The organism is Micromonospora sp. NPDC047812, from assembly GCF_040704175.1.
GTDB lineage: Bacteria > Actinomycetota > Actinomycetes > Mycobacteriales > Micromonosporaceae > Micromonospora.
This window is the reverse complement of record NZ_JBEYRY010000003.1, coordinates 535,111-550,430: the sequence shown is the minus strand read 5'-3', so window position 1 is coordinate 550,430 and position 15,320 is coordinate 535,111. Positions and strand designations below refer to the sequence as shown.

Annotated in this window: 14 protein-coding genes; 4 read left to right on the top strand and 10 right to left on the bottom strand. The window is 74.3% G+C overall.

What is annotated here, in order from left to right; translation table 11 throughout:
• Window positions 1-54 precede the first annotated feature (54 nt).
• Window positions 55-1,332, top strand: coding sequence for an MFS transporter (locus tag AB0883_RS17565; protein ID WP_366642169.1), 1,278 nt, complete (start codon window positions 55-57; stop codon window positions 1,330-1,332).
• Between the two features lie 45 nt (window positions 1,333-1,377).
• Here AB0883_RS17565 and AB0883_RS17560 read toward each other — a convergent pair whose 3' ends face one another.
• The 3 genes from AB0883_RS17560 to rsgA form a co-directional block, all read right to left on the bottom strand.
• Complete coding sequence (locus tag AB0883_RS17560) at window positions 1,378-1,860, bottom strand: Rieske (2Fe-2S) protein (RefSeq protein WP_366642168.1); 483 nt, start codon at window positions 1,858-1,860, stop codon at window positions 1,378-1,380.
• A gap of 173 nt (window positions 1,861-2,033) precedes the next feature.
• Complete coding sequence (gene uvrA, locus AB0883_RS17555; RefSeq protein WP_366642166.1) at window positions 2,034-4,973, bottom strand: excinuclease ABC subunit UvrA; 2,940 nt, start codon at window positions 4,971-4,973, stop codon at window positions 2,034-2,036.
• Window positions 4,974-5,267: 294 nt separating this feature from the next.
• The gene (gene rsgA, locus AB0883_RS17550; protein WP_366642165.1) at window positions 5,268-6,320 is read right to left on the bottom strand and encodes a ribosome small subunit-dependent GTPase A; all 1,053 of its coding nucleotides are present in this window, start codon (window positions 6,318-6,320) and stop codon (window positions 5,268-5,270) included.
• A gap of 170 nt (window positions 6,321-6,490) precedes the next feature.
• Here rsgA and AB0883_RS17545 point away from each other — a divergent pair, with 170 nt between their 5' ends.
• Both AB0883_RS17545 and AB0883_RS17540 read left to right on the top strand, forming a co-directional pair.
• Window positions 6,491-7,207, top strand: a complete 717-nt coding sequence (locus AB0883_RS17545) for a maleylpyruvate isomerase family mycothiol-dependent enzyme (protein WP_366642164.1) — start codon at window positions 6,491-6,493, stop codon at window positions 7,205-7,207.
• 8 nt (window positions 7,208-7,215) lie between these two features.
• Window positions 7,216-7,869, top strand: coding sequence for an MBL fold metallo-hydrolase (locus AB0883_RS17540; protein ID WP_366642163.1), 654 nt, complete (start codon window positions 7,216-7,218; stop codon window positions 7,867-7,869).
• Between the two features lie 105 nt (window positions 7,870-7,974).
• On the opposite strand, the gene AB0883_RS17535 is transcribed toward AB0883_RS17540, so the two are convergent.
• The gene (locus AB0883_RS17535; RefSeq protein WP_366642162.1) at window positions 7,975-8,586 is read right to left on the bottom strand and encodes a VTT domain-containing protein; all 612 of its coding nucleotides are present in this window, start codon (window positions 8,584-8,586) and stop codon (window positions 7,975-7,977) included.
• Window positions 8,587-8,684: 98 nt separating this feature from the next.
• On the bottom strand, window positions 8,685-9,368 hold the full coding sequence (locus AB0883_RS17530) for a 50S ribosomal protein L11 methyltransferase (RefSeq protein ID WP_366642161.1): 684 nt from the start codon (window positions 9,366-9,368) through the stop codon (window positions 8,685-8,687).
• 163 nt (window positions 9,369-9,531) lie between these two features.
• Between AB0883_RS17530 and AB0883_RS17525 the strand changes: the two genes are divergently transcribed.
• On the top strand, window positions 9,532-9,735 hold the full coding sequence (locus AB0883_RS17525) for a cold-shock protein (RefSeq protein ID WP_088961229.1): 204 nt from the start codon (window positions 9,532-9,534) through the stop codon (window positions 9,733-9,735).
• Between the two features lie 51 nt (window positions 9,736-9,786).
• Here the strand turns inward: AB0883_RS17525 and AB0883_RS17520 are convergent, their stop codons facing one another.
• From AB0883_RS17520 to AB0883_RS17500, 5 genes are all read right to left on the bottom strand, one after another.
• A complete protein-coding gene (locus AB0883_RS17520; RefSeq protein ID WP_366642159.1) occupies window positions 9,787-11,151 on the bottom strand; it encodes an MFS transporter in 1,365 nt (454 codons plus the stop codon).
• Window positions 11,148-11,723: a metalloregulator ArsR/SmtB family transcription factor gene (locus AB0883_RS17515; protein ID WP_366642158.1), complete on the bottom strand. Its 576-nt coding sequence runs from the start codon at window positions 11,721-11,723 to the stop codon at window positions 11,148-11,150. Before AB0883_RS17515 ends, AB0883_RS17520 begins: the two co-directional genes overlap by 4 nt.
• Window positions 11,724-11,925: 202 nt before the next feature.
• Window positions 11,926-12,834 (bottom strand): hypothetical protein, encoded by a 909-nt coding sequence (locus AB0883_RS17510; protein WP_366642157.1) that lies wholly within the window; start codon window positions 12,832-12,834, stop codon window positions 11,926-11,928.
• A gap of 148 nt (window positions 12,835-12,982) precedes the next feature.
• A complete protein-coding gene (locus AB0883_RS17505) occupies window positions 12,983-14,677 on the bottom strand; it encodes a CocE/NonD family hydrolase (protein ID WP_366642156.1) in 1,695 nt (564 codons plus the stop codon).
• Window positions 14,678-14,681: 4 nt separating this feature from the next.
• A complete protein-coding gene (locus AB0883_RS17500; protein ID WP_121400657.1) occupies window positions 14,682-15,197 on the bottom strand; it encodes a MarR family transcriptional regulator in 516 nt (171 codons plus the stop codon).
• Between the last annotated feature and the right edge of the window lie 123 nt (window positions 15,198-15,320).

Sequence of the window (15,320 nt, the reverse complement as noted above, 5' to 3'; positions counted from 1 at the left end):
CGCTCCCCGCTAACATCCGCCCCTGGCGGAGGCGACGCGAGGGGGTACGGGGACATGGGCGCGAACCCCGCGGGACACAGCCGAGGGGGTGCCGTCCTCGTGGCGGCGCTCACCGTCGACTCGGTCGGCAACGGGCTGTTCCTGCCCCTGTCGCTGGTGTACTTCCTGCGGCTCACCGACGTGCCCCTGGCGCTGCTCGGGGTGCTGCTCAGCGCGGCGACCGTGCTCACCCTGCCGGTGCCGCTGTGGGCGGGATCGCTGGCGGACCGGTTCGGGGCGCTGCCGGTGGTCGTCGCCTCCCAGCTGCTCCAGGCCGCCGGCTATCTGGCGTACGCCTGGGTGGGAGGGCCCGTCGGCGTCTTCGTGGCGGCGGCGCTGGTCGCCGTCGGCGTGCGGTTCTTCTGGTCCGCCGTCTTCACGGCGGTCGCCGACTACGCCGACGGCAGCCCGGGCGGCTGGGCCCGGGACACCTGGTACGCGATCAGCAACGGCGCCCGTACCGCCGGGCTGGCGGTGGGGGGCCTGACCACGGGCGTGGTGGTGGCCGACGGGCGGGCCGCCACCTACCGCGCGGTGGCCTACGCGGCGGCGGCCTGCTTCGCCCTCGCCGCGGTGCTCATCGCCGTCTGCGTGCGGATCCCGCCGGCCACCGACCGCCCGGCGGGATCCGGGCGGGGCGGGTACGCCGCGCTGGTCCGGGACCGCCCGTTCCTCGCCCTCATCGGCCTGAACACGGTCTTCGCGCTGAGCAGCATGATGCTCGGCTTGGCCCTGCCCACGATGATGCTCACGGACCTGCGGGGCCCCGCGTGGCTGACCTCCGCCGTCCTGGCCGGCAACGCGTTCCTCGTCGCCCTGCTGTCCGCGCCCGTCGGCGCCCGCCTGCCGCACCACCGCCGCACCCGTGCGGTCGCGCTGGCCGCCGCCCTGTGGACGGTCTGGGGCCTCGCCATGGCAACCCTCGGCCCGGGGCGCCTCGGCGTGGTGGCCGCGCTGCTGGTCGCGGCGACGCTGCTGTTCACCGTCGCGGAACTGGTGCACGCGCCGGCCTCCGCCGCGCTGGCCGCGGCCGCCGCCCCGGTCGCCGCCCGGGGCCGCTACCTCGCGGCCTTCCAGTACTCCTTCGCCATCGCCTCGATGGTCGCGCCGGCCTTCTTCGGCACCCTGTACGAGGTCGACACCGCCGCGCCCTGGCTGGCGCTGGCGCTGCTCAACGCCGTCGGCGTCGCCGGCGTCCTGCTGTTGGAGCGGAGCCTGCCGCCGGCCGCCCTGCGGGAGCCGCCGCCGACGGGCGAGCGGCCGGCGGTCGACGTGGGCGCCGCCGCGGACTGAGCGGGGCCGGCGGCCCGGGTCGGGCCGCCGGCCGCGCCGGACCGGTCAGGCCAGCGAGATCTGGTCGCCGGTGACCTTGACGTTCTTCGGCGGGAGCGGCTTGGTGGCCGGGCCGCCCTTCACCGAGCCGTCCTCGATCGAGAACTTGCTGAAGTGGCAGGTGCAGTTGATGGTGCCGCCGTCGACGTTCGTCACCGGACAGCCCTGGTGGGTGCAGATCGAGTCGAACGCCTTGAACTCGCCCTCGCGCGGCTGGGTGATCACCACGCCCTGGGCGGGATAGACGGCGCCGCCGCCGACCGGGATGTCGGCCGTACGGGCCAGCGACTGCGCGCCCTCGCGGTCACCGCCGCCGGCGTCCCCGGTGCTGGGCACCGGCGGGCCGCCGCTGGTCGGGGCCGCCCCGTCGCCGGAGTCGTCGCTGCCGCAGGCGGCCAGGACCACCGCCGCGCCGACCGCGCCCGCGCCCGTGAGAAGGGCGCGTCGCGTCCGCGTCGCCGGCCCGGTCAGCCCCTGATCGTCACTCATGCCTCGCCCTTCTCTCGGCTGCCGCCGCCTGGTCATGATCCGCGGCCGCACTCGGGTACACGGATCACTCTGCCCGACGGTTCACCCGATCGGCGAGCGTGGGGCCGTCCCGGCGGGCGTGGGGCCCGCCCGGACGGCCCCACGGTCCGTACCTGCGGTCGGGAGGCGCGCCGTCAGCGCGCCCCGGCCGGCACCTTGCGGGCGCGGGGCCTGGTGCCGTTGGCCTTGGCCGCCCGGGAGGTGGCCGCCGCCGCGCCCTTCGCCTCGCCGTCGAGCCTGAGCGCCTGCCGCAGGAAGTGGCCGGTGTGGCTGCCGGGCACCTCGGCGACCTCCTCGGGGGTGCCGGTGGCGAGCACCGTGCCGCCCCGGTGGCCGCCCTCGGGGCCCATGTCGATCAGCCAGTCGGCCGTCTTGATCACGTCGAGGTTGTGCTCGATGGTGATCACCGTGTTGCCCTTGTCGACCAGCCCTTCGAGCACCATCAGCAGCTTGCGGATGTCCTCGAAGTGCAGGCCGGTGGTCGGCTCGTCGAGGACGTAGACCGTCCGCCCGGTCGAGCGCTTCTGCAACTCGGAGGCGAGCTTGACCCGCTGCGCCTCGCCGCCGGAGAGCGTGGGCGCGGGCTGGCCGAGCCGGACGTAGCCGAGGCCGACGTCGACCAGCGTCTTGAGGTGCCGGTGGATGGCCGGGATGGCGGAGAAGAACTCGGCCGCCTCCTCGATCGGCATCTCCAGCACGTCGGAGACGGTCTTGCCCTTGTAGTGCACCTCCAGGGTCTCCCGGTTGTAGCGGGCGCCCTTGCAGACCTCGCACGGGACGTACACGTCGGGCAGGAAGTTCATCTCGATCTTGATGGTGCCGTCGCCGGAGCACGCCTCGCAGCGGCCGCCCTTGACGTTGAACGAGAACCGGCCGGGGCCGTACCCCCGGACCTTGGCCTCGGTGGTCTCGGCGAAGAGCTTGCGGACGTGGTCCCAGACCCCGGTGTAGGTGGCCGGGTTGGACCGCGGCGTGCGGCCGATCGGCGACTGGTCGACGCCGACCACCTTGTCGACGTGCTCCAGCCCGGAGACCCGGGTGTGCCGGCCGGGGACCAGCCGGGCCCCGTTGATCTGGTTGGCCAGCACCGCGTAGAGGATGTCGTTGACCAGCGTCGACTTGCCGGAGCCGCTGACCCCGGTGACGGCGATGAGCTGGCCGAGCGGGAACGAGACGGTCAGGTTGCGCAGGTTGTGCTCGCGCGCGCCGTGCACCACCAGCTCCCGCTCCGGGGTCTGCGGACGGCGCCCCCTCGGCGTCGGGATCGACCGGCGGCCCGACAGGTAGGCCCCGGTCACCGACTCCGGGTTCTCCAGCAGCGCCGGCACCGAGCCGCTGTGCACGATCTTGCCGCCGTGCTCGCCCGCGCCCGGGCCGATGTCGACGATCCAGTCGGCGGTGCGGATCGTGTCCTCGTCGTGCTCGACGACGATCAGCGTGTTGCCCAGGCCACGCAGCCGGACCAGGGTCTCGATCAGCCGGTGGTTGTCGCGCTGGTGCAGCCCGATCGACGGCTCGTCGAGGACGTAGAGCACGCCGACCAGGCCGGAGCCGATCTGGGTGGCCAGCCGGATGCGCTGCGCCTCGCCGCCGGAGAGGGTGCCGGCCGGGCGGTCCAGGGACAGGTAGTCGAGACCGACGTCGAGCAGGAACTTCAGCCGGGCGTTGATCTCCTTGAGCACCCGCTCGGCGATCATCTTCTGCCGGTCGGTCAGCTCGATGCCGGCGAGCAGGTCGGCGGCCTCGCCGACGGATAGGTTGCAGACCTCCGCGATGCTCTTGCCGGCCAGGGTGACCGCGAGCACCTCGGGCTTGAGCCGGGCGCCCCCGCAGGCCGCGCAGGGCACGTCGCGCATGTAGCCCTCGTACTTCTCGCGCGACCACTCCGACTCGGTGTCGGTGTGCCGGCGCTCAATCCACTGCACCACGCCCTCGAAGCCGGTGTAGTAGGAGCGCTCGCGGCCGAACTTGTTGCGGTAGCGCACGTGCACCTGGTCGTCGGAGCCGTGCAGGATCGTCTTCTGCGCCCGCGACGGCAGGGCCCGCCACGGCGTGTCGACGTCGAAGTGCTCGGCCGCGCCGAGGGCCTCCAGCAGGCGCAGGAAGTATTCCAGGTTGTGCCCGGTCGACCAGGGCTGGACCGCGCCCTCGCGCAGGGTGCGCTCCGGGTCGGGGACGACCAGCTCCGGGTCGACCTCCTTCTTGGTGCCGAGGCCGGTGCACTCGGGGCACGCGCCGTAGGGCGCGTTGAAGGAGAAGACCCGGGGCTCCAGGTCCTCGATCGCGAGCGGGTGGTCGTTGGGGCAGGCCAGGTGCTCGGAGTAGCGCCGCTCGCGCTCCGGGTCGTCCTCCGGCAGGTCGACGAAGTCGAGCAGGACCAGGCCGTTGGACAGGCCCAGGGCGGCCTCGACCGAGTCGGTCAGCCGCTGCTTGGCGCTCGGCTTGACCGTGAGCCGGTCGATCACCACCTCGATGGTGTGCTTCTCCTGCTTCTTGAGCTTCGGCGGCTCGGTGAGCGGGTGCACCACGCCGTCGACCCGGGCCCGGGCGTAGCCCTTGGCCTGGAGCTCGGCGAAGAGGTCGACGTATTCGCCCTTGCGGCCGCGCACCACGGGCGAGAGCACCATGAACTTGGTGCCCTCGGCCATCGCGAGGACCCGGTCGACGATCTGCTGCGGGGTCTGCCGGGAGATCCGCTCGCCGCAGACCGGGCAGTGCGGCTCGCCGATGCGGGCGAAGAGCAGCCGGAGGTAGTCGTAGACCTCGGTGATGGTGCCCACCGTCGAGCGCGGGTTGCGCGAGGTGGACTTCTGGTCGATGGAGACCGCCGGGCTCAGGCCCTCGATGAAGTCGACGTCCGGCTTGTCCATCTGGCCGAGGAACTGCCGCGCGTACGACGACAGCGACTCCACGTAGCGGCGCTGCCCCTCGGCGAAGATCGTGTCGAAGGCCAGGCTCGACTTGCCCGACCCGGAGAGCCCCGTGAACACGATCAGGGCGTCCCGGGGCAGGTCGAGACTGACGTCACGCAGGTTGTGCTCGCGCGCGCCACGGATGATCAGTCGGTCGGCCACTGTCCGTGTACTCCCGGGTGAAGAAGATGAAGAGGAATTGTCCGCTCCAAGGCTGGTCTGAGCGGTTGTTTGAGTGGTTGTGGGCGCGCAGAAAGGCGCCTCGGCAACTCTAGCCCCGAGGTACGACAACTTCCCTCGCCGGCACATTCCCCCAGCTCAGCCCGGTCCGCCGTGCCGAGGAACCGGCGCGCCGCGTTCGAGGGAACAGTCCGCCGTGACCGAGGAAGCGGTCCGCCGCCCCCGAGGAAACGGGCGGGGCCGGTCGTCGACCGGCCCCGCCCGCGCGTACGCCCGTCAGGGGCGGGCGGCCCGCCGCCGCCCGGAGCGCCAGCCGCCGCGCCGCTCCGCGGCCAGCCGCGTCTCCCGCCGCCGGCTCTCGTACGCCACCTCCCGCTGCAACCGCCGCCAGCTCTCCCAGCGCCGCGCCGGCAGTTCGCCGGTCTCCAGCGCCTCGCGCACCGCGCAGGCGGGCTCCCCGTCGTGCCCGCAGTCGGCGTACCGGCAGCCGGTGGCCAGCTCGGCGATGTCCGCGAACGCCCGGTCCAGCCCCGCCGAGCCGTCGAGCAGGCCGACCGCGCGTACCCCCGGGGTGTCCAGCACGGCGCCGCCGCCGGGCACCGGGAGCAGGGCCCGCCAGGTGGTGGTGTGCCGGCCCTTGCCGTCGACGCGCCGGATCGCCTGCGTCGGCATCAGCGCCGCCCCGGCCAGCGCGTTGACCAGGCTCGACTTGCCCGCGCCGGACGGGCCGAGCAGGCCGAGCGTGCGGCCGGGCGCCACCTCGGCGCGCAGCGGGTCGAGCCCGGTGCCGTGCTCGGCGCTGACGGCCAGCACCGGCACCCCCGGGGCGATCCCGGCGAGCTGGCGCGCGACGGCCTGCGGGTCGGCCGCCAGGTCGGCCTTGGTGAGCACGACCAGCGGCCGGGCGCCGGACTCGTGCGCCAGGGAGAGCAGCCGTTCGATCCGGCCGACGTCCGGTTCGGGGTGCACCGGCTCCACCACGGCGGCGGCGTCGAGGTTGGCGGCCAGCACCTGGCCGCTGGCGTCCTTGCCGGCGGTCCGCCGGACGAGGGCGGTGCGCCTCGGCAGCACCGCCTCCACGGTGACGTTGCGGTCGGGCCAGGTGCCCAGCAGCACCCAGTCGCCCGCGCAGGGCAGGCGGGTCAGGTCGCGGGCGGCGGCGGCCAGGACCGCCCCGCCCAGGGTGGCGCGGACCGGGCCGTCCGCGCAGAGCACGGTGCAGACGCCGCGGTCCACCCGGGCCACCCGGCCCGGTCGGTGCCCGGCGCGTCGCGGTACGTGTGCCGCCCGCTCGGCATCCCAGCCGAGGGCGGTCAGATCGATGGTCATGGCATCCTCATCGGTGTCGCAGTGGTTGACGCACGCGTGCTGCTACCGGCATGGTCACCACCTCCCCCGCCGTCCGGTGCCGCGTTCCACGCCGACGGTAGGACGCGCCGCGACGCGCCGAAAGCGATTTCCCCGGCGACGCGGCGTCCCCCGGCGGATAGGGTCGGTGGGTGACAATGGATCCGCTTCTGCTGACGGGCGAGGTGGACGCGGCCACGGACCGCCTGCTACGGACCGCGGCCTCCCTCGACGACACGGGCCTCGCCGCCGCCTCGCTGCTGCCAGCCTGGAGCCGGGGGCACGTCCTGGCTCATCTGGCCCGCAACGCCGACGGCTTCGTCAACCTGCTCACCGCGGCCCGCACCGGCGAGCCGATCCCGATGTACGCCTCCGCGGCGGCCCGGGACGCCGACATCGACGCCGGTGCCGCCCGCCCGCCCGACGCCCACCTGGACGACCTGCGCCGTTCGGCCGACCGGTTCGCCGAGGCGGTCGCCGCGATGCCGGTCGAGGCGTGGGCGGCCACCGTCCAGACGCGGCGCGGCCCCTGGCCGGCGGCCATGCTGGTCTGGGGCCGGCTGCGCGAGATCGAGGTGCACCACGTGGACCTCGACGCCGGCTACCGGCCCGCCGACTGGCCCGAGGCGTTCGGCCACCGGCTGCTGCACGAGGTGGTCGGCGACCTCGCCGACCGCGCCGACGTGCCGCCGATGGTGCTGCGCTTCGACGGCAGCCGGCACGAACTGGTCGTCGGCGACCGGAGCGCCGCGCCCACGGTCACCGGCGCCGCCCCCGAACTCGCCGCCTGGCTGATCGGCCGCAGCCCGGGCACCGTGCTGACCGTCACCCCCGACGGCCCCCTGCCGCAACCACCGGAATGGATATAGACGACCTCATGACCTACAGCGGAGACGTCACGCCCGGCGGCGCGCCGGCCGTACGCGAGCTCGACGGGCTCACCATCACGAAGGTGTCGGTGGGCCCGATGGACAACAACGCCTACCTGCTGCGCTGCCGGGCCACCGGCGAGCAGGTGCTGATCGACGCCGCCAACGAGGCGCCCCGGCTGCTCGAGCTGGTGGGCGAGGCCGGGCTGGCGACGGTGGTCACCACCCACCAGCACATGGACCACTGGGTGGCGCTGGAGGAGGTGGTCGCCAAGACCGGCGCCCGCCCGCTGGTGCACGCCGACGACGCGGCCGGGCTGCCGATCGAGGCCGAGACGCTCGCCGACGGCGACAGCGTGCCGGTGGGCGAGTGTGCGCTGGAGGTGATCCACGTCAAGGGCCACACCCCCGGCTCGATCGCGCTGCTCTACCGCGACCCGGCGGGGTCGCCGCACCTGTTCACCGGCGACAGCCTCTTCCCCGGCGGGGTCGGCAACACCGACAAGGATCCGGAGCGGTTCTCCGCGCTCATCGACGACGTCGAGCACAAGCTCTTCGACCGGCTGCCCGACGAGACCTGGTTCTACCCGGGTCACGGCAAGGACAGCACGCTCGGCGCGGAACGTCCCGCGCTGCCCCAGTGGCGCGCCCGCGGCTGGTGAACCTCAGCGGGGCCGGGCGCGATCCGCGCCCGGCCCCGCTCCCCCCGTCGGTCCCCCGTTCCCCCGTCGACTCCCCGATCCCCCGTGCCCCGGTCCGACGCGGGGTCAGGCCCCGGTGACCGCGCGCAGCCGGCGCCGCGTGCCCATCAGCACCGCGCCCGCCAGCAGCAGGCCGACCGTCATGGTGACCAGCATCGGGCTGGACTCCCCCGGCAGCAGCCCGGCGAGCGACCGCGACGCGGTGCCCAGCACCAGGTAGAGACCGGCCCATGCCGCCGCGCCGAGCGTCGCGCAGCCGAGGAAGCGCGGGTACGACATCCGCAGCCCGCCCGCCGCCAGCGGCAGCAGCGCGTTGAACACCGGCAGGAAGGGCGCGACCAGCACCATCCGGCCGCCGCCGCGCTGGAGGATCCCCTCCGCCGCCGCCCAGCGCGCCTCGCCGATCCAGTCGCCGAGGCGGCTGCGCCGCAGGCGTTCGCCGTACCGGCGGCCGGCGAGGAAGCTCAGCGACCAGCCGGCGAGGCAGCCGGCCACCACGACGGCGAAGGTGGCGGCCCCGGTGGTCGGGCCGCCGACCCCCATCGCGGCCAGGATCGCCACGTCGCCGGGGACCAGCACCCCGAGCAGCGGTACGGCGTCGAAGAGCATCACCACCCCGAGCACCCCCATGAGCAGGGTGGTGGGGAGCTCTCCGAGCTGGGTCAGCCAATCCGCCATGCCCGTACGCTATGGCCGCCCGGCCAACCGGGACATCGGGTCCGATCCCCCACCGCCCCCTGGTATCGGGCTCGGGGTCGACCCTGAGAGCCCGTGGGTCATTGGGGGCGCAGCACCTGCACCCGGCGCACGGTCGAGTCGACGGCTGGCTCGGTGGTCGGCACCGGGTAGCTCGCCACCGTCGCCAGCACGCCCGGTGGCAGGTGGCCCCGTCCGGGGTCGCCCACCAGCACGTCGGCGCCCGCGGCGGCGGCCCGTCGCAGGAAGGGCAGCACCCGCGCCGCCATCGTCGCGTCGTAGAGCACGTCCCCGGCCACCAGCAGGTCCACCCCGTCGAGGTCGGAGTCGAGCAGATCGCCGCCGGTGGTCGCGACCGTCACACCGTTCACCCGGGCGTTGACGGTGACCGCCGCGACCGCGTACGGGTCGATGTCGTTCGCGACCACCCGCTCGGCGCCGGCGAGCGCGGCGGCGATCGCCACCAGGCCGGACCCGGCGGCGAGGTCGAGCACCCGGCGGCCGGCCGCGAGGTCGGGGTGGTCGAGCAGGTGGCGCGCGAGGGCCTGTCCACCGGCCCAGACCGAGGCCCAGTACGGCGCGGGCAGGGCGTGTCCGGCCTGCGCCTCCATCCGGGCCCACCACACGATGGCGTCCTCGGCCAGGTGCAACCGGACCTCGGGGACGAACGGGATCCGCACCAGCCGGAGCCGGTCCAGCCCGCCGCCGGGAGCGTCGATCTCCCGCTCGATCTCGGTCAGCGCGTCGGCTGTGGCACCCCTCATCGGGGCAAGCATGCCCCAGCCGACCTCGCACCGCCCGGCTTTCGCGTCGCCGCGCCGAGAGTTCGGCCAGCGGATCGGGGTTCGGCCGGTTACTCTCGGGGTAGCACCGGGCGATCATCGGTCGACGACCGAGGTTCACCCGCTTTGGAACAGGGAGAGATGCATGGCAACCGGCACGGTTAAGTGGTTCAACTCGGAAAAGGGCTTCGGCTTCATCGAGCAGGATGGCGGAGGGCCGGACGTGTTCGTCCACTACTCGGCCATCGCGTCGAGCGGTTACCGGGAGCTGAACGAGGGCCAGAAGGTCGAGTTCGAGGTGACCCAGGGTCAGAAGGGTCCGCAGGCGGACAACGTCCGTCCGCTGTAGATCCCGTGCCGGTGGCGGCGGCCGACTGACGGCCGCCGCCGCAGCGCGTATTCAGGGCCGCTTCGGCGCGGCGGGCAGGTCCCGTCGCCGCCGTAGCGGCCCGATCAGCAGAATGGCCGGGGTGAGCGCGAGCCAGCCCGTCATCACCGCGATCGCGGTGCCGGCCCCGTGGGCCGCGCCGACCGCCCCGGCCAGCACCGCGGCGAGCGGGATCGTGCCGTAGTTGAGCATCTGCATGCTCACCGTGACGCGGCCCAGCAGGTGGTGCGGCGTGTAGGTCTGCCGGAAGCTGCCCTTGAGCACGTTGCCCACCGCCACCCCGAGGCTGACCAGCATCCCGCCGATCGCCGGCAGGGCCAGTCGGCCGCCGGGCCCGGCGAGCGGGATCAGCAACGCCGGCGGCCCGGTGAACGCCGCCGCCAGGAGCATGGCCCGGGCGGTGCCGAGCCGACGGCCGAGCAGGGTCGCCGACAGCGCGCCGACGATGCCGCCGAGACTCATCGCCGCGACCAGCAGGCCCACCGGGGCCGGTGCGAGTCGCGCCTCCCGGACCAGGAAGACCACCAGGACCGCCTGGTAGCCGACCAGGCCGACGTTGCTGGCCGCCCCGAAGGCGGTGAGCACCCGCAGGTACGGGTCCCGGGCGACGAACCGGATCCCCTCGCCGATCTCCCGCCGCAGCGACCGCGAGGGCCCGACGCGCTCGGGACGCCGCTCGACGGCGCGGATGCGCAGCAGGCAGGCGGCGGAGAACAGGAAGCTCAGCGCGTCGAGCACCAGCGCGGTGACGGCGCCGGCGGCCTGTGCGACCACGCCGGCGAGACCGGGGCCGAGCACGTAGCTCGCGGTCTGGGTGGCCTGGAGCTTGGCGTTGCCCTCCGGCACCTGCTCGGGGCGCAGCAGCACGGGCAGGTAGACCTGGTCGGCCGTCTCGAAGAAGACCCGGGCCAGGCCGGCGCCCAACGCCACCACCAGCAGCTGCGTCACGGTCAGCACGCCGAGCACGGCGGCGGCGGGGACGCTGAGGAACAGCAGCGCCGAGACCAGGTCACAGGCGATCATCACCGGCCGGCGCGGCAACCGGTCCACCCAGGCGCCGGCCGGCAGGCCGACGAGCAGCCACGGCAGCCAGGCGGCGGCGGTGAGCACCGCGACGCCGAACGTGCCGGCGTCGAGCACGGTCACCGCGACCAGGGGCAGCGCCACGGCGGTGACGTTGCTGCCGACGGCGCTGGCGGTCTGCCCGGCCCAGAGCAGCCGGAAGTCCCGGTGCCGCAGCAACCCTCCCCGGGGCGCCGCCGGCCGGTCGGCGGGCCGTACCGCCGGATCGGTGCTGGGACGGCGGGCGCCCACCGGTGGGGCGGCCGTGGCGCCGGCGGTGCGGGTCGGCGGGGTGGCGTCGGCGGGCGACGTCACGGCGTGGCCGGGATCCCGTAGGCGAACAGGAAGACCGGCTCGCGTTTCTGCCCGTCGTCGGGCACGTCCCGCTCGCCCCACCGGGTGAGCACCTCGTTCAGCTCGCCGGCCAGTTGGGCGAGTTCGGCGTCGGTCAGGTGCAGCCAGCGGTCCGTGGAGAACGGCCCCTCCGGCCAGGCGGCCTGGCTGGCCTCGTCGGTGGCGTGCCACGCGCGGGCGAGGGCGACGTGCCGGTCCAGGTTGAGCGAGGTGGCGGCGTCGGCGACGGCCCGGGCGGCGGGGTCGGCGTCGAAGTCCGACTGGGACCAGCGGACGCCCCGGGTGACCAGCCGCCACCAGCGTTCCCGCCGGTCGCGGGCCAGCTCGGGCGCCTCCTCGACCAGCTCGGCGCCGGCCAGCACCTTGAGGTGGTGGCTGACGTTCGCCGGCGCCTGGCCGGTCCGCTCGGCGAGCAGGCCGACGGTGGACGGGCCGTGCACCTTGAGCACGTCCATCAACCGGCGGCGCAGCGGATGGGACAGGGCGGCGAGCACCCGCGAGTCGGTCACGTGGCGTACGTCGGGTTTCGTCATGCCGCCAGCCTGGCATCGGCAACGACAGTTGCGCAACAGCTGTTGCGCAACTGCCGTTGCCGAATCCCGGTCGCGGCCGGCCGCCCGGCATGTGCGTGCCCGCCAGGGGCAGACCTGGACGAACTCGCGGCGGCGGGCCGGGCGCCGCCGGCGCCGGTCCGCCGGGCGGGGCGCGGGCACCGGCGCGGCGGACGCGGCGGGGTCAGGCCGCCAGGCGGCGGGCCAGCTCGTCGGTGACCTGCTGGGCGATGGTGGGCGGGATCGCCTCCGCGATCTGTTCCGGCGAGAGACCGGCGAGCACACCGGCGACGATCGCCTGCTCGTCGCTGAAGTCACCCTCGGACAGGGCCTTGACCTGGGCGACCAGGGCCGGATAGGCCCGCGCCATCGCGAGCATGAGCATCAACGGCGACTCCGGCAGCGGCGGGGTCAGCAGACCGGCCGTCCCGACGGGCGAGATCAGCCAGTTGCGCAGGTTCTCCAGGTCGGCGAAGACCTGGCCGACCGTACGGGTGGGTACCCCGGTGTTGTAGGCGAGCCTGTCGGTCTGTTCCATGTCGGACTCCTCTGCTGGCGGTGCGATCAATCCGATGGTCGTCAGGTAGCGGCGGAACAGCGGGGTCTGGTCCCGGTTCGCCTTGATGGAGTCGCGGAAGAAGCTGAAGTGCGTGTGCCACAGGTGGGAGCTGTCCCCGCTCGTTCGTTTGCGCAGGCGGTCCCACCGTCGGACGGCCTTGCCGTCCGGGGAGTAGATGATCTCGCGGATGTCCCGGCTGTCCGGGGTGCCGTCGGCGCACTGCGCCACGCACCAGGTGGAGAAGCCGCGCAGGTCGTGCGTACGGCCACCGGCGCGGACCTCGAAGAGGCCGACGTCGAGGGCCGCCGCGTCGAGGGTCAGGCCGGCGGAGTCCCGGGGCGACTCGACGACGGAGTAGTCCCTGGGCACCACCCGGTCCGAGCCGCAGTGGTAGCCGCCCCGGTGGGCGGGATCGCCGACGATGCCGACCTCGGCGGGTTCGAGGTCCTGACCGCGGACGGTGTCGGGGTCGACGTTGAGGTGGTCGAGCAGCAGGCGGCGGACGGCCAACAGGTTTTGCGGTGCCCGCGTCATGGACTCCCCCTTGCGGATGGTTCGGGGGCCGGGCACGGCAGTGACACCGCGTAGGCGGTGCGGGAGCCTCACGCGCGGGCCCGACCAAGTGATGCACAGCGTCGGGCAGTGGCCCCACCATAGCCCCATCTATTGATGAATGCCCAGTTCAGAGCGGGTTATTTCGGCTAGGAGAAACCTGTGATACCGGCGGCATGACCGGCAGGACCACAGCGGACGGACACTGTGGATCATGCAGTATCTCGCGCCATCCGGCACGCAGGGTGACTGCCGTGCCGAGGGGCTCACCGGTGCCGGGGTTGCGCGCGTAGCGGGGATGGGCGCCGCCGGAGACCTGCACCCGCAGCCGGTGCCCCGGCGCGAACCGGTGCGCCGTGGGCCAGAGCTCCACCGGCACGCGCACCACGCCGGCCGCGTCGGCGGGGAACCGGTCGGGCGTGACCCGGACCAGGCCGTCGCAGACGTTCCAGGACCGGCCGCGCCGGTCCACGTCGCACAGTCGCACGAAGACGTCCAGGTGGGACAGCTCGCTGCGCAGGTGGATCTCGGCGCGTACGGGACCGGTCACCTCGACGGGCGCGTCGAGCGGGGCGCTGGTGAAGGTGAGCACGTCGGGCCGGGCCTCGACCGGGCGGTTGTCCACCGGCCCGGCCCGCTGGGCGACCAGCAGCGGCCCGCCGAGCGAGGGCGTCGGGTCGGCCGGGTCGTAGTGGAAGCCGTCCGGCGCCGACGGGACCGGCGCGGCGGTGCTCAGCCCGCCCGCCGGGTGCAGGTGCCACGGGGTCGGCACCGCCGGGGGCGGCCAGTCGGGCAAATCTCGCCAGCCGCCACCGGCACCGCCCACGTGCACCCGCACGGGGGCCGCCGCACCGGCACCGGCCCGCGCCTGCGGAGACCGCCCGGCGAGGTGGGCGTCGAGGTGGTCCAGCCCTTCGCGCAGCGCGGCGAGGAGGAGCCCGGGGCTGCCGTGGGTCCACGGCCCGACGGTCAGCCGGGGACGGGCGCCGGCCGCGCGCAGCGCCGCGAAGTCGCGCAGTTGGGCCGGCAGGAAGATGTCGTGCCAGCCGCTCACCATCACCACCGGCGCGTGGACCTCGGCGACCCGGTCGCCGAAGACGCGCGTACGCCAGTAGTCGGCGTCCGGGGTGTGGTGGCGTAGCCACTCCTGGAAGAACGGCACGGTCACGCCGGTGGCCACCCGGTCCGCCTCGGCCAGCGGCAGGTGGGCCAAAGCCGCGACCAGCCGGGGCTGGCCGCGCTTGAGTTCCCACTGCCGGGCCAGCCACGGCACGGTCTGCGCCTGGAGCAGCTCGGCCCAGGTGAGCACGGTGTCCAGGGCGAAGGACTCCCCGGCGTACGTCGAGTCGCGGGTGCCCGAGGCGGTCACCACCGCGACCATCGCCCGCAGCTCCTCCCCGGCGTCGGCGGCCAGGGCCCACTGCACGAAGCCCTGGTAGCTGGCGCCGAACATGCCGAACGCGCCGGACCACCAGGGCTGGCGGCGCAGCCAGTCGAGGGTGTCGAGGCCGTCCTCGCGCTCGTGCACCAGCGGGGCGAAGGTGCCACCGGAGCCGAACGTGCCGCGGCAGGACTGGATCACCACGTGGAAGCCGCGTTCGGCGACGAGCCGGCCGAGCAGCCGCACGGGTCCGCCCCGCCCGTACGGGGTGCGGATCAGCACCGTCGGCGCGCCGGGCAGGGCCGGGGCGTAGTGGTCGGTGCGCAGCGGCACGCCGTCGCGGGCCCGCACCCCGATGCCCCGGGTGAGGGTGACCCGGCGGGTGCGCGCGGGCGGCAACCGCAGCGCGGCGGTGGCGAGGCGGGTTGCCAGCCGGTCGAGCACGACGTCAGCCGTTCGCGCGCCGGGCCGGCTCGTCGCGGGCGGCGCGCACCGCGTCGCGGTGCTCCCCCATCGAGGCGGTCATCGCGGTCATGAACCGGTGCACCACCTCCAGCTCGTCGTCGCTGAAGCCGGCCATCACGTCGTCGGTGCGCCGGCCCAGGGGCCGGAAGAACTCCATGGCCAGCGCGGCACCCCGCTCGGCGTAGTGCAGGAAGACCTTGCGCCGGTCGGCGGTGTCACGGTCGCGGCGGATGTGCCCGGCGCGCTCCAGCCGGTCGATCAGGGCGGTGACCGATCCGGACGACAGGTTGAGCTGCTCGCCGAGGCGGCCGGGGGTGATCGGCCGGCCGACCAGCTCGGCGTCCATCACCGCGATCAGCGCCTGCAGGTCGGTGGCGTTGAGTCCGTGCAGGCCGGCGAAGGCGTGCCCGATGTGCTGCGCGTCGACCGAGTAGCGCCGCAGCTCGGTCCCGATCTCGGCGACCAGCCGCTCGCGGCGCGTGTCGCGCCGCCGGTACATGCCGTGACCTGCCACCTCAGTCGCCGCCTCCCGCCCTTCCGTTCCGGTTGCAGCATAACTCAGCAGCCGATAATCTCGTTTATCGAGATACTCGACAGTCGGACCTTTGCGTCGTTCGCGAGG

Excerpts from the sequence above, each read along its gene's own strand:
- AB0883_RS17530 (WP_366642161.1), bottom strand. The coding sequence starts at position 9,368 with ATGAGGGGTGCCACAGCCGACGCGCTGACCGAGATCGAGCGGGAGATC.
- AB0883_RS17560 (WP_366642168.1), bottom strand. The coding sequence starts at position 1,860 with ATGAGTGACGATCAGGGGCTGACCGGGCCGGCGACGCGGACGCGACGC.
- AB0883_RS17525 (WP_088961229.1), top strand. The coding sequence starts at position 9,532 with ATGGCAACCGGCACGGTTAAGTGGTTCAACTCGGAAAAGGGCTTCGGC.
- AB0883_RS17515 (WP_366642158.1), bottom strand. The coding sequence starts at position 11,723 with ATGACGAAACCCGACGTACGCCACGTGACCGACTCGCGGGTGCTCGCC.
- AB0883_RS17510 (WP_366642157.1), bottom strand. The coding sequence starts at position 12,834 with ATGACGCGGGCACCGCAAAACCTGTTGGCCGTCCGCCGCCTGCTGCTC.
- AB0883_RS17535 (WP_366642162.1), bottom strand. The coding sequence starts at position 8,586 with ATGGCGGATTGGCTGACCCAGCTCGGAGAGCTCCCCACCACCCTGCTC.
- rsgA (WP_366642165.1), bottom strand. The coding sequence starts at position 6,320 with ATGACCATCGATCTGACCGCCCTCGGCTGGGATGCCGAGCGGGCGGCA.
- AB0883_RS17500 (WP_121400657.1), bottom strand. The coding sequence starts at position 15,197 with ATGTACCGGCGGCGCGACACGCGCCGCGAGCGGCTGGTCGCCGAGATC.
- AB0883_RS17540 (WP_366642163.1), top strand. The coding sequence starts at position 7,216 with ATGACCTACAGCGGAGACGTCACGCCCGGCGGCGCGCCGGCCGTACGC.
- AB0883_RS17565 (WP_366642169.1), top strand. The coding sequence starts at position 55 with ATGGGCGCGAACCCCGCGGGACACAGCCGAGGGGGTGCCGTCCTCGTG.